This is a genomic window from Microvirga vignae (genome assembly GCF_001017175.1).
Taxonomy (GTDB): Bacteria; Pseudomonadota; Alphaproteobacteria; order Rhizobiales; family Beijerinckiaceae; genus Microvirga; species Microvirga vignae.
In genome coordinates, this window is sequence record NZ_LCYG01000044.1 from 21,381 (window position 1) to 35,081 (window position 13,701).

Below are 13,701 nucleotides of genomic sequence, written 5' to 3' on the forward strand. Positions count from 1 at the left end.
GAACTTAGGGCTGCGGCACTGGATCCATTTCTCCTCCAGGCGCAGCCCTTTTTTGTACGATAATTTTGAACTGAACCCGGGGTAAGCACAACTCTCCCGACAAGTTGGCGGCGCCACGAGACCCCGCGAGCGATGATTTAGGGCCGGACCCGTGGCGTTTGTAGCTGACGGGCATGGACTGCCAGTCGATCTGCTCGGCGCTCCCTCATGCTCACGTTAACGTGGCAATGCCGTGTCAGCTGTTGGTCGTCTTCTCGGTCGGCGCTATGTTGTTACGCTTCGTCAACGCCTTCGATGCTTCCGCTTTACCCGCAAGGCCGATCGAGACAAACTAACAACACTGCAAATGGAGCGACTGGCGATAGGGGCCAGCGGTTTGGCTCCGTCGCTCTGGAACTGGGATCCCCGGCATGTCCCTGGCGAGGCGCAACATTCGAATGGAGCGGAACCAAGGACAAGATCGTGCGACGTCGCCAATCGTCGCGTCGCGTGTCCTTCCAGCTATTAGCGCTGTTATCGCGATCGGGATCTTCATTCTCGACACGATGACCCCCGCAGAGGTCGCCATCGCCGTGCTGTACGTGGGTGTTGTGCTTCTATCGGCCAAGGTTCTTCAGGCGCGGGGTGTCGTGCTCGCGTCCTTGGGATGCATGGCACTGACGATGCTAAGCTACTTACTGTCGCAGCATGACGCATCGCCGGACATTGCCCTTTCAAACCGCCTCCTCAGCCTTGCGGTGATTGGCGTTACGGCTGTCCTCGCCGTGCAAAACCGATCGAGGGAAATGGTGCTGCGCGAGCAGGCCGGACTCCTCGACCTCACCCACGACACCGTCTTCGTGCGCGACATGAATGACGTCATCATCTACTGGAACCGCGGCGCCGAGGAGCTGTACGGGTGGCAAAAAGGGGAAGCTGTCGGCAAGATCTCCCACCAACTCATACAGACAATTTTCCCCAAGCCGCTCGACGAGATCATGGCCGAGATGCTCCGCACCGGCCGCTGGGACGGTGAGCTCGTCCACACGAGGAAGGATGGCACACAAGCCGTAGTGACGAGTCGATGGTCGATGCAACGGGATGCACGAGGCCGTCCCGTGGCGATCCTGGAGACCAACAACGACATCACTGAGCGCAAGCGGGCGGAGGAGGAATTGCGACGCAGCGAGGCCTACTTGGCGGAGGCAGAGGCGTTGAGCAAAAGCGGCAGCTGGGCGTGGAACCCCGCCACGCAGGTGATCACCTACTGGTCGCAGGAACGCTACCATTTGTTTGGCTTCGATCCGGAAGCTGGTATTCCGTCCTTCGAGGCGCTGCTCCAGCGCATCCATCCGGAGGATCGGGGAAAGTGGCTGGCAAACACGGAAACCGCAATTCGTAAGAAGGGGGACTCCGAAACAGAGTTCCGGATCGTCCTTCCGGACGGCGAGATCAAGCACCTTCACGGAATAGGCCATCCTGTTTTCAGCGAGTCCGGCGACCTGCTCGAAATCATCGGAGCGGCTATGGACATCACCGAGCGCAAGCGGGCGGAAGAAGCGTTGCGGGAAAGCGAGGAGCGCTTTCGCACGCTCGTGCAATTCTCCTTTGATGTATACTGGGAGACCGACACGCAGCATCGCTTCATCCGCCAGGAGTTCGCCGAAGGCCTTGCCGACGCGCCTGCACCGGGCTCTGAGATCGGAAAGACACGTTGGGAAGTGCCCTACCTGGAGCCTGATGCAGAGGCCTGGCGCAAGCACCGGGAGACGCTTGATGCTCACCTGCCGTTTCGCGACTTCGAGCTCGCGCGGCCTACGCCGGAGGGCGGCAAGCGCTACGTGTCCGTCTCGGGGCTGCCGGTATTTGACCAGGCAGGGTGCTTCATCGGCTACCGCGGCGTCGGGCGGCACATTACCGAGCGCAAGCAGGCAGAAGAGGCGCTGCGGGAGAGCGAGGAACAATGGAAGGCGGTCTTTGAGAGCAACCCGACGATGTACTTCATGGTCGACGCGGCCGGCATCATCCTGTCCGTCAACCCCTTCGGCGCCGAGCAGCTCAGTTATACGGTCGATGAACTGGTCGGCACCCCGGTGCTGAACGTGTTCTACGAGCCCGACCGGGAGGTCGTGCAGAGGAACGTCGCCAGTTGCTTTGCTCACCCCAACCAGGCGATGAGCTGGGAAGTCCGCAAGGTGCGCAAGGATGGCACAGTGCTCTGGGTGCGCGAAACCGCTCGGTCCGTGCTGCTGAGAAAGTGCCCGGTCATCCTGGTCGCGTGCGAGGATATCACCGAGCGCAAGCGCGCCGAAGAGGCAGCCCGGCGGAGCGAACAAGAGCTGCGCGATCTAATCGAACACCTTCCCGCGATGGCCTACATCGCTTTGCCGGGGCCCTTCGGGCCCTTCGCTGCCTTTGCCAGTCGGGGATGGCGCGAATACTCAGGCTTGTCCCAGGAGGACACGGCCGGATCTGGCTGGCAAAGTGTGGTTCATCCGGCCGATCTGGACCGCAATTTGGAGAAATGGCGGGTGTGCGCGGCGGCGGGCGAGCCGTACGAGAACGAGTCGCGTTATCGCCGGGCGGCGGACGGGGCTTATCGCTGGTTCCTGGACCGTGCCGTGCCGCTGCGCGATGAGCACGGCACCATCCTCAAATGGTATGGTATCCTAACCGACATTGAAGATCACAAGCGGGCCGAGGACGCCCTGCGGCGCAGCGAGCATTATCTCGCCGAGGCGCAAAGGCTGAGCCATACTGGCAGTTGCGCCTACGACCCAGCCACCGAGCAAGCCATTTACTGGTCCGAGGAGATGTTCCGGATCTATGGCTTGGATTCGCAGCGGAGCAGCCCCCCCAACATAAATGAGCTCGCTCGCTTTTGGCCCCCGGATGACCGCGACCGAGTTCTCGAACTCGTCAGGACCGCAATCCGCGAGAAGGCAAAGTATACGGTCGAGCACGGGATTGTGCTTCCCGACGGAACGATCAAGCACCTCCACGTGAGCGGGCATCCGGTGTTCGACGACACCGGAGCCGTGATTGAATACGTCGGGACCGTGATGGATATGACCGAGCGCAGGCGCGCCGAGGAGGCGCTGCACAAGGCAGAGGCCGAACTCGCGCATGTCTCACGTGTGACGACGATGAGCGCGCTGACCACTTCCATCGCACATGAGGTCAACCAGCCGCTGGGTGCTATCGTCACCAATGCCAACGCGGCCTTGCGCTGGCTCGCCCACGAGCCGCCCGAGCTCGGCGAGGCCCGCGACGCACTGGAGCGCATCGCGCGGGACGGGCACCGGGCCAGCGAGGTAATCGGGCGGGTACGCGCGCTCCTCCGGAAGAAAGCTGCCGTCGCGGAGCAGGTGAACCTGAATGATCTCATCCAGAATGTAGCAGTCCTCGTCCATGGGGAGGTGGTTCAGCACCGAATCCTGCTGCGCACCGAGCTGGCGCCCGACCTATCACCCGTGATGGGCGACCAGGTGCAACTGCAGCAGGTATTACTGAACTTGGTGCTGAACGGCATTGAGGCCATGGAGGATGTGGTGGAGCGGCCGCGCGAGCTGCTGATCCGGTCCCGGCGCGAGGAAGCCGGAGTGCTGGTGTCCGTGCAGGACGCCGGCGTCGGGCTGGACCCACAGAATGCGGAACGGATGTTCGAGGCCTTTTACACGACGAAGGCGACGGGCACGGGCATGGGCCTGGCCATCTGCCGCTTGATCATTGAGGCGCACGGCGGACGCTTGTGGGCGAGCGCCAAGGAGCCTCGGGGCGCGGTGTTTCACTTCAGCCTGCCGATCGCCCAGAATAAGTCATCGTGACTAAGACCCTCGGACCAACAGGTGGAAGCAACCTCTCGCACTGCTACTGCTTTGGCAGGCCCGATGATTCAATGACTAGAGCATCGGACGATTACTCGGACGCATATCCGGCTGCTTTGAGGAAGTTCCAGCATTCCTGCGGCTCGAACAAGTTGCAGATGTCGCCGAGGGCGCGCCAGAGCGCATCAAAGGTGCGGGCTTCGGCCTTGCGCAGGTGCGCCTTGATCTTGGCGAGGCCTGCTCGATCGGGTTGAGATCGGGCGAATAAGCCGGCAGGAACAGGAACCAGGCGCCTCGTTGCTTCAGACATTCCGCAGCTCTCGCACTCTTGTGGACCGCGAGGTTGTCGAGAATGACCACATCGCCTTTCGACAGCGTGGGCGCCAGCTGTGTCTCGATATAGATGTCAAATGCCAAGCGGGTGATCGGGCCATCGATGATCCACGGCGCGCTCAACTCATGACCCCGCAGCGCGGCCAGGAAGGTGTGGGTCTTCCAGTGGCCGAAGGGCGTGCTGGCGCGTAACCGCTCTCCCTGGCGAGAACGCCCACGCAGCCGGGTCATCTTGGTGTTGACGTACGTCTCGTCCAAGAACACCAACCGGCATGGCTGCTGGCGCATGCGCGGCTGACGTTGGGTCGGCCAGACCCGGCGCTCGTCACGCACGTCGGCGCATGCGCATTCCGCGGCCATCTGGGCTTTAATGGCATGGACCGGCCGTGCTCCCGGGCGGAGCATGGGAGAACGGGATCATCCCGCAGCGAAGGAGCCATTCCATGACACAACAGACCGCGATTGAGGCCATCGCCACCATTGGCATCGATCTGGGCAAGAACACCTTTCACCTCATTGGCATGGATGCGCGCGGCAAGATTGTTCTGCGCCGGAAGATCGCGCGTGGACAGCTGCAGTCCTGTCTGGCCAACGTGCCGGTCTGTCTTATCGGCCTGGAGGCCTGTACCGGAGCTCACCATGTTGGGCGCCAGCTCGCCGCTCTTGGCCATGACGTTCGCCTGCTGCCAGCTCGATACGTCAAACCCTTTCTCAAAGGACACAAAAACGACTACCGCGATGCCGAAGCCATTGCCGAGGCCGCGCAGCGTCCAACCATGCAGCCTGTACCGCTGAAGTCGGCCGAGCAGCTCGATCTGCAGGCGCTGCACCGGGTGCGAAGCCGACGGATCGGGCAGCGCACGGCCATCATCAACCAGATCCGCGGCTTTCTGCTCGAGCGCGGCATTCCAGTGCACCAGGGACCGGCTGGTTTGCGGGAAGCCCTCCCGTCGCTTCTCGCCCAGCGCACGGACGTGCTCTCGCCGCGCATGATCCACCTGCTTGAGGATCTCGCAGCAGACTGGCGACAACTCGATGAGCGCATTGCCGCCATCACGCGGGACATTGCGGCCTTGGCTCGTCAGGATGCCGGCTGCCAGCGGCTGATGGGCATCCCGGGAGTTGGCGTGATCACCGCCAGCGCCATGGTGGCGGCGGTCGGAACGGGAGCTGCCTTTGCTAAGGGCCGCGACTTTGCGGCTTGGCTCGGGTTGGTGCCTAAGCAGATCTCGACCGGGGATCGGACGATCCTGGGCGGTCTCTCCAAGCGTGGAAACCGCTACTTGCGCACCTTGTTTGTCAGCGGCGCCCAAGCCCTCCTGCGGTATCCAGGACGCTGGCAGAACCACTGCTTCGGCCGTTGGGTGATGACGGCCGCCGCTCGGCTGCATCGCAATGTGCTCGCGGCGGCTTTAGCCAACAAACTCGCTCGCATGGCCTGGAGTGTGCTGTTCCGCAGATGCGGGTATGAAGCGGAGTTTGCGACCCGCACGGCCTGAACGGACTGCGATCTCTGGGATTCCGACGACTAAGTTCCCCCGGTGGTTCGCGAGAAGGATGTAACAGGATGGATGAACGGTTGCCCGGCGCACTGGAAGCCTGAGTATAAAAATGGCCCGCAGAGGTCTTGGTTTTAAGCAATCCCGGTGCGCGCGGATTCCCATGATGGCCCGGAGCTTCGGCTCCACATCGAGGCCGGATAGATTGATGCGAACCGACTCTCATCCAACCAAAAACAGCCCTCTTGCAACGCACGGCCGGTCCATAGATTTATACGTGAAGCCGTGCCGGCACAGCAGTCGTGAGAGGGCAGCGGGAGCGGCCACGACGGGTCTGTTGCATTAACCTCGGTCGTATAACGAGGAGCGGTTCATCAAGGATCTGCTCCCGTGTCTCTGTTCAAGCGCCGTCGCTTTCCAGTTGAGATCATCCTGCTGTGCGTGCGCTGGTACTGCAAGTACGGAATCAGCTATCGTGATCTGGCTGAAATGATGTCCGAGCGTGGTGTTGCGGTCGCCCCAAGTACCATTTTCCGTTGGGTCCAACGCTATGCGCCAGAGATCGAGAAGCGGATCCGACCTTACCAGGGACCCCGCTCAGGATCGTGGCGGGTGGACGAGACCTATGTGCGGGTCGGTGGACAATGGAAATACCTGTTTCGGGCTGTCGATAAGTACGGTGAGTTGATCGACCTCATGCTGTCCGACTGCCGAAACACCCGAGCGGCTTATCGCTTCTTGCGCAAAACCCTGAATACGACGGGCGACCATCCGCCCTCCTCAATCACAACCGACAAGCTGGCCTCGTATCCCAAGGCGATCCGGCGCCTGCAGAGGGAAGGCCACTTGGCGCATCGCGTGGAGCACCGGACATCAAAATACTTGAACAACATCATCGAGGCGGACCATGGGGCGCTCAAGCGCGTGATCCGACCGACACGCGGCTTCCAGAGGATGACAACAGCCTACGCCACCATCAAAGGCTTCGAGGTGATGCGCATGATCCGCCGAGGTCACTGCATCCTGCAACAACCAGGAGCGACGGGCGAAGTCCGCCTCGTCAAGCAGCTCTTCGGACTCGCCGCTTGAACGCAGCTCCCGGGCAGGGCTCGTTATGCCCTTTCAAAGTTACTGCAACAGAGCCGGGGCGAAGAAGGCGCACAATCATCGCGGATTTGACGGTCGCCTCGATCACGACCTCATCATCGGGCTGCAGTTTGCGGCCAAAGGCCAGAACGGCATCCCGGGTCAGGTCCACCCGACCGAGATGCGAGAGCTTGGTGTTGTCCAGCACCGCCACAACGGCAAACGTGCGGTGCACATCCAGTCCGATCACACGCATGGGACCTCCTGTGTGCTTGCATCACGTCAGGGAGCCTGCGGGCTACACGACACTTACGGATCCGCGCTCACGGCGCAACCGGGCTGGTCGCAGGGGCGGCCAGATGACAAATCGAGCTCGCAGCTCATCAAGTAGCTCGGCCTGCCCACATCACGTGCTCCCGACACCCTGTCCCGGTCGTACCAGGATACAGCCGCCGAGTTGGTTGCGCCAACGCGCCGATGGTGCCGAGGAAAAGCATGCCCGATAATAATCGCATCGAGTAGGATTATCGGGCGATCAAGCAGCGGATCCGGCCGATGCTCGGCTTCAAGTCTCTGAGCAGCGCTCGCGCCATCCTGGGCGGGATTGAAATGGAGCACATGATGCGGAAAGAACAGGCGAAGTCTGCCCATAATCTGCTGCCGTCACTCGCGGAGCAACTCGATCTGCTCGCCGCATGAGCTCTCCACAAGCACCTGATTCTTTCTCGTCTCTGATCCGGATTTGCAACAGAACCACCCATGACGCATCTTCATCTCCGGCCAGAAGCGCGGGGTCCTCGGGGTGATCAAACGCGAGCTCCGCCGCCAATCCGCCATCGAAGCCGTGATCGGTCACATGAAGACCGACGGCCATCTCGGCCGCTGTCAGCTCAAAGGCCGCGATGGGGATGCTGGCAACATCGTCCTCTCCGCCGTCGGCCACAACCTCCGCCTCGCCCTCGCCTGGTTGAGGATGCTGTTGCGCCTAATCCCGATCGCCCTCTGGCGCCTACTCATCGTCCAACCGGCAATCAGATTGGCTTCCTAACGGACGACTTCTTGAAGGCCTAATAATTGAAGGCCTATTAAATTAACCGCCGTCGCGGGAAGCTCCTGCCATGAGCCGGCCGATCAGGCGCCCGTTGAGACAATCGAATGCGAGCTCGCTTCTTCAGAGGGGCCAGTCCGCGATCATCTCGGCGTCGCATCGGAGCTGACCCTTGCTTTCTTGATGGACCGAGCATTTTCCGGTGCGTCAGCCCTGTACGGGTTCGGGTCGATGACCGCCGTCCGATAGTCATCCAAATTGCCGCCCAGAAACAAGACCTCGGTCTCCTCGGTGGGTATTTCCCTCACCCAATCTAGCAACTCCTTATCTCCGGGAGCACGCCCGCGCTCTAAAATGTCTTTGATTTTGCCGGTCGGCCAAGCGGTAACACTCGGTACCGTGTAGATGTGCAGCGCCTTAGCATTCTCTGCTATTGCCTTCGCGCCATGCTCACTGTCGTCCTTTGAAAGGAGCAGTCGTGAGGGGTCCTGGGACAATGACACAAAAGCACTATCTGTAAGGCCTTGCGTGTGCCATGCAGCGAGGCGCGCCATATCAATTTCATCCTCCCTTTCGTTGTCCGAGCAGATAGCAGCTTTAGAAACATGCGGGCTAGCGTGACAACGTAAGTCCGCTAACGAACGCACATGCGCGATGGCACTCACATCCTCATCTAGGCGCGGCTCGCAATCGATGGCCTCGTTCTGAAAACGATGCAGTCTTAGATACGACGATGCCATCACGTCGTTCAGAACGCTGCGGCTATCGACACTTCCGGTGGAAGATCCGCTCGTTCTTGGCCACTGTGCTGACCGCTGCTCAGCCAGCCTGATCTCCTTCTTCAGCGCCTCAATGTTCGCTCCGGCCAGCGATGCGGCAAGTTCGGCGCGACCTCGAATGAAGGATGGGGCCGGGCACCGTTCGTTTTTCTGGATAGCGCGTGCTCTCTGATTGCCCTTCGTCATAGTCGAGGGTGATCCAATTCCGGAATCTGTCAAGGCGGCGGCTGATGTTTGGTGGATTGGCCGCAACTCACTTAGCTGTAGATTAAAGATCAGTTGATCCGTGGACGGGTGTGCTGGTGAGCTGGTTTGTGCGCTCAGGCTGCCAGGCTGTTGCTGCGCCCGTTGATGTTGTTGCAGGAGATCGTAAGCTTCAATGGAAGCTCCTGCGGTGTTCCGTGGATCAATATTCATTCTGTTCCCTCGAGTATAGGTTTTTCAGGCTTTATCTTCGTAGGGGTAGCTTTCGAGAAACTGACGAGCCAGGAAAGGAATGCTACCGACGCCTAAAACCTTTCGGACGCAGCCCCGCCCGGCTGCGATCGCTGGGGAGGAGAACGCCCCGCGACCCTGCATACACTAGGTAATTCCGCGTCTTTGGCGCGTCTAAAGCAGCCAGCTGGCCAGAGAGGATCCCAAGCTCCAGGCCGCCCGATCCACACGCTTTGCCGGATGCCCTTCAAGTCGTCGCTCACGCCAAGGAGGTCGCACATCCGGACAGCTAGCGCGGGCGGTGGAGTTGCGGACGGCCGGCGAGACGGCAGAGCTAATCGCAGCCCGCCTGAACGCGGAGGGCTTTCGGCCTGCCAAGCGGAGAGCCTTCAACGCTCCGATGATCCGGCGCCTGCTGCAGCGGCACAGACATGGCACGACGCGGCCGATCTGGTCCGGGAAAGTGCCGCGTGCGGATGATGAGGAAATGACCTTGCAGGAAGTGGCCGAGCAGCTCGGGGCGCATGCCAGAAGGTCTATGGCTGGCTGCGGCGGGGCACCCTCAAGGGCCGGCTGGCTCAGGTGGGGACACAACGCATTTGGCTGGTGAAACTCGCGGATAGCCCCGTAGGTCGCATCAAGCCATCAGACTGAACTTCAACAGGAAGCAACCATTGAGAGGCATCATGACAAAACGATCGAGCAGGCCTTTTCCCAGATCCAAGCGCACTTGCGCAAAGCGGAAGCTCGAACCTTTGACGCGCTCTGGCGCGCCCTCGGCGCCACCTGCTCGAGCCCGAGGTATGCAGCAACTACTTCACTGCCGCAGGCTATGGATTCGTCTGAACAGCCGATGCTCTAGACATTCCGCTCGCAGCGTTGTGGCCCGAGTCGGACTTTGCCCCTCGACCTCGCTTCCGCATTTACCATGAGGGTTCGTTGGAAGCGAAGGGGAGGCAGATGAGGAGCAAAATATACACCACTCGTCATCCTGCCCCTGGGAGCAAAAATGATAACAATAGCCCTCAATCTCGTCAGCCCGCACGTCCTGCGAGTCGAAGAGCGATATGCCGACGACTGCGGCGCATGCGAGCATGAGCACGGTTCTGAGATTCATGAGAAATCCCTCTGATATTATCGTTTAAATTTACCCAGGGGCCGGAGCAAGAGGCGCGCCAAATGACTGGATCCAGAAATGAAATATATAATTGAGATCCGGCCCGCATGCAACGAACATTACCACCACTCTCAGGGGAAAACAAATGAGTTGAGGTCATAGGGCGGCGAGGTAGTCCTCGTCCCAGCTGCTGATGAAGGCGCTTGGCTTTGAGGCTGTGCTTGCCGGACGCCGTGCGCAGCGCGTCGAGGGCGGCGCGCTTGACGGCGGAGAAGTTGGCGGGGCGATTTTTCTGCGGATGCGGCAGTCGTCGCGGAACTGCACGTCGAGCACCCAGTGCAGGCCGTTCTCGACGCCCAATGGGCGCGGATGGAAAGGCCGGAGCTTCTCCGCGTCGATAGTCTGAACACAATTGAAAAAAGCGTTTGGCCTCGCGGTCCACCGCCTTGTCCATCGTGACGTGCTCCAGAAGCCAGGGGTGGCTGAAGCTATCAAAGCAGCCTCTGATGTCACCTTCCAGAATCCACGCTGGCGAAGCTCGTTTGGCCCGCGTGATGAAGCACTGCTCGATGGCGTCGGCTGTCGAGCCAGAATCCAGAGGAATTCGGGTCTGCCAGTGTCTCTGCCACCGGGTCCAGAGCGAGCTTCCATAACGCCTGCATCGCCCGGCACCGCATACAGGGAATTCCCAGCGGACGTTTCTTGCCGTTACTCTTGGGGATGTAAACACGTCGCAGCGGCCTCGCACGATAGCCGCGATGGCGAAGTGACCTCATCCCGTTCCATCTGGCTGCCGGGGACGACCAGATCTTACCGTCCACTCCCGGCGTTCTCTTACCGCGATTCTCCGTCACCCGTTTCACGGCCAACATCTTGCCGCTATGCGAGCGGGTCAGCAGACGTTGCAAGGCTTGCGCCTTGCTCCATCGGCCTTCCTGAGTTGCCTTGGCGATACGCACCTGAAGTCGTTTCACCTCTGCCTCAATGTGCGCCCAGTTCGCCTGATCCCACATCTGAGCAGTGCGCGAGGACGCCCCAGCCTCGCTCGCCTTCGCGCCGATCGCCATCATCTGCCTTCCCTCGTATCACGATTGGTCAAAGTTCTCTCGCCAGGAATGACCGCGCGGAAGTCTGCCCGCTTTCGCGTCAGGCGATGTTTCAGCCCGTATCCCGTCCATTACAGCCGGGCGTTCGCTTTTTCCGCACTCCTTGACCCACAGCGCCAACAGCCTTCCTTGCGGTTGGCCTGCCGTTACCTGCAGCACTATGGGCTTACCCTGTTCCGCATGAATCTCCGAGCGGGGCGGACCCTTCCTCTTCGCCGGCGGCTGATCGTCCATGGCGGCCCAGTATTCAAAGACCACACCTCATCGCGTACCGTTTGGTTCAAGCCTGTCAGCACGTTTGGCTTGTCAAAGATCACAACGTTTATCGGAAGTTCACATGCGTTGGTCGTATCCGCTCATCCCTTGCGCCTCTCCGCCTTCGTGCTGGCAGATTCCGCCTCGCCTCGCGGCTCGGCGTACCGGATATCCGGCGGCTACTTTGTCCCCAGAGCTTCATACCGAGCTGTTACCGGCTCCGCATGTCCGGGTAGAGAACGGCTGATGGAACAGCCGGTTTCTGCAGGCTATATCCCTCCTGTGAAACAGAAACTCACGCGACTTGCAGGTCGCACGAAAACGTTCTTTGGGAGGTCCAGTCCGATTGTGCGAACCTCTCCCATGGACGCCTCCTTCAAGTGGTGCTCATCAACACCTCCACTTTGGCACGCCGAGGCCGCTGGGGGCGTCCACCCTGTACCATTCGCCGAGTCCGGAACTGGTCAGCTACGATCATCGGACGGGCCGACCGGCCGGGAGCACCAGCGTCTACCTGTGCTGCGAGCACCCTGATGGGACATGTGCCCCGGCAGGTTGGCTGCGATGCGAGGCCCAGTGGGGAGATGCGCCAGCGAGCGCCTGTACAGGGATCGGCACGACATCGCAGCGGCCCAGGACAGGAGGAGGACGGCCTATGAGCGATGCGTACCGGTGGTTTGTCGGTGTCGATTGAGCGTCCACAGCTCACCAGGCGGGGCTGATGGATGCAAAGGGTCAGGTCGCTGCGGAGCGGGTCTTCGCGCATAGCGGCGAAGGGCTTGCCCTGTTGTGCGACTGGTTAGTCGAGCGCTCGGGCTGTGCCCCTGAGGCAATTGCCATCGCAATCGAGACGCCGCACGGACCGGTGGTCGAGGCGCTGCTCGAGCGCGGTTTTGGCGTGCACGCCATCAATCCCAAGCAGCTTGATCGCTTCCGCGATCGCCACACGGTGGCAGGCGCCAAGGACGACCGGCGCGACGCCAGGGTCCTGGCGGATGCCCTGCGAACGGATCCGCATTGCTTCCGGCGCCTGTCCGTGGCCGATCCACGGCTGATCGAACTGCGCGAGTGGTCACGGATGGCCGAGGAACTGCAGCAGGAGCGCACGCGCTTGGCCAATCGCATTCGCCAGCAACTCTGGCGATACTATCCGCAGGTGCCGGAGCTGAGTGAGGACGTTACGGCCGACTGGCTGCCCGTGTCCGGCTGGCGAACCGCCAGCTCAAAGAGACCTCTCGTCAGCTCGACGAACTATGCGAGCAGATCGCCGGCTCCAATCAAGAGACTGATCCGGATGCGCGACCCGGCGATGCCGCCATCCTGCGGTCTCTTCCCGATGTGGGCCGAATGGTGCTGGCGACGCTGCTGAGCGAGGCCTCGGATCCGCTCAGCCGACGAGACCACCAGGCTCTGCGCAATCTCTGCGGCGTGGCCCCCGTGACCCGCCGCAGCGGCAAACGCTGTGTGGTGAGCATGCGCCGGGCGGCCCACGTGAGGCTTCGGTTGGCGCTGTATCATTGGTCGCGGGTTGCCATCCAACATGATGCTGCGAGCCGAACCCGGTATACTCAGCTACGCGAACGCGGTCATTCTCATCCCCGCGCCCTGCGCAGTGTGGCCGACCGTCTTCTGAATGTGGCCTGCGCCATGCTTAGAGACGGTACTCTCTTTAACCCCGGAGCGGCTCAAAGATTGCCCTCCGCCTCATAATCCTAGGCCGACACACTCACTCAGAACCGGCTTGTTAAACGGTGGGGAGCCCCATCAAATCCCTTTCGGGACGTGCCGACGTCGGGTTCGCTGATTGGGCTGGCGCTCAGCGCGTTTCGTACGCTCGCAGCGATAATCTACGAGTGTATTCTGACTGGGCTGGGACGGGCGGCAGCTTCGGCAAGATTGTACTTTGGACAGGAGCTGCGCAAAATCGGTTTTGCTTGAATTCGGACGTGGGGCAAGAAAATGTTGTTTGACCGACGGTATACGTCTGGTCAGGATTGGTACATCACCGCTGGATCCGTAAGCTCTTCGGACTCGCATCTCCTTCCCGGAGAACAGGACGTGCGGCAGCCGAAGGTCTGCCAAACGATATTCGCCGGGTATTTTTGCCTCACCACAATCCACCAGTCCGTTTCAGGACGCGAGCATTCTCGTGGCGGCGCTTCGCTACTCGGGATGATCTTTGCCAAGTCCCTATAGACAAAGCAGCCGGCATAAGGCGGACTCTTCAGGATCGCCGT

The 13,701-nt window shown here is 61.0% G+C and carries 8 protein-coding genes and 4 pseudogenes; 7 read left to right on the plus strand and 5 right to left on the minus strand.

Translation table 11 applies throughout. From position 1 onward, the window contains the following. Positions 1 to 437: 437 nt before the first annotated feature. On the plus strand, positions 438 to 3,806 hold the full coding sequence (locus AA309_RS32165; RefSeq protein ID WP_210166516.1) for a PAS domain-containing sensor histidine kinase: 3,369 nt from the start codon (positions 438 to 440) through the stop codon (positions 3,804 to 3,806). A 91-nt stretch (positions 3,807 to 3,897) separates the two neighbouring features. Here the strand turns inward: AA309_RS32165 and AA309_RS17855 are convergent. Then, positions 3,898 to 4,508: pseudogene (locus tag AA309_RS17855) on the minus strand (IS630 family transposase); the annotation flags it as partial. Between the two features lie 74 nt (positions 4,509 to 4,582). Here AA309_RS17855 and AA309_RS17860 point away from each other — a divergent pair. Continuing rightward, complete coding sequence (locus AA309_RS17860) at positions 4,583 to 5,638, plus strand: IS110 family RNA-guided transposase (protein ID WP_047190373.1); 1,056 nt, start codon at positions 4,583 to 4,585, stop codon at positions 5,636 to 5,638. Positions 5,639 to 6,028: 390 nt separating this feature from the next. Continuing rightward, entirely contained in the window at positions 6,029 to 6,727 is a 699-nt protein-coding gene (locus AA309_RS17865; protein WP_047190374.1) for an IS6 family transposase, read from the plus strand. Between the two features lie 55 nt (positions 6,728 to 6,782). Here AA309_RS17865 and AA309_RS36580 read toward each other — a convergent pair. Then, positions 6,783 to 6,965: pseudogene (locus tag AA309_RS36580) on the minus strand (IS110 family RNA-guided transposase); the annotation flags it as partial. 251 nt (positions 6,966 to 7,216) lie between these two features. On the opposite strand from AA309_RS36580, the pseudogene AA309_RS34410 reads away from it, so the two are divergent. Then, a pseudogene (locus AA309_RS34410) lies at positions 7,217 to 7,423 on the plus strand (DDE-type integrase/transposase/recombinase); the annotation flags it as partial. Positions 7,424 to 7,487: 64 nt separating this feature from the next. Next, positions 7,488 to 7,772: pseudogene (locus AA309_RS17880) on the plus strand (transposase); the annotation flags it as partial. A gap of 143 nt (positions 7,773 to 7,915) precedes the next feature. Here the strand turns inward: AA309_RS17880 and AA309_RS17885 are convergent. Both AA309_RS17885 and AA309_RS17895 read right to left on the minus strand, forming a co-directional pair. Further along, entirely contained in the window at positions 7,916 to 8,968 is a 1,053-nt protein-coding gene (locus AA309_RS17885; protein WP_047190376.1) for a hypothetical protein, read from the minus strand. 1,644 nt (positions 8,969 to 10,612) lie between these two features. Continuing rightward, positions 10,613 to 11,173, minus strand: a complete 561-nt coding sequence (locus tag AA309_RS17895; RefSeq protein WP_244470405.1) for a reverse transcriptase N-terminal domain-containing protein — start codon at positions 11,171 to 11,173, stop codon at positions 10,613 to 10,615. 1,012 nt (positions 11,174 to 12,185) lie between these two features. Here AA309_RS17895 and AA309_RS36585 point away from each other — a divergent pair. Together AA309_RS36585 and AA309_RS36590 are read left to right on the plus strand one after the other, a co-directional pair. Continuing rightward, complete coding sequence (locus AA309_RS36585; protein ID WP_244470406.1) at positions 12,186 to 12,833, plus strand: IS110 family transposase; 648 nt, start codon at positions 12,186 to 12,188, stop codon at positions 12,831 to 12,833. Continuing rightward, the gene (locus tag AA309_RS36590) at positions 12,812 to 13,174 is read left to right on the plus strand and encodes an IS110 family transposase (RefSeq protein ID WP_244470407.1); all 363 of its coding nucleotides are present in this window, start codon (positions 12,812 to 12,814) and stop codon (positions 13,172 to 13,174) included. Before AA309_RS36585 ends, AA309_RS36590 begins: the two co-directional genes overlap by 22 nt. 278 nt (positions 13,175 to 13,452) lie before the next feature. Here AA309_RS36590 and AA309_RS36120 read toward each other — a convergent pair. Continuing rightward, positions 13,453 to 13,701: hypothetical protein (locus AA309_RS36120; RefSeq protein WP_210166517.1), on the minus strand; the 249-nt coding region annotated here is incomplete at its 5' end.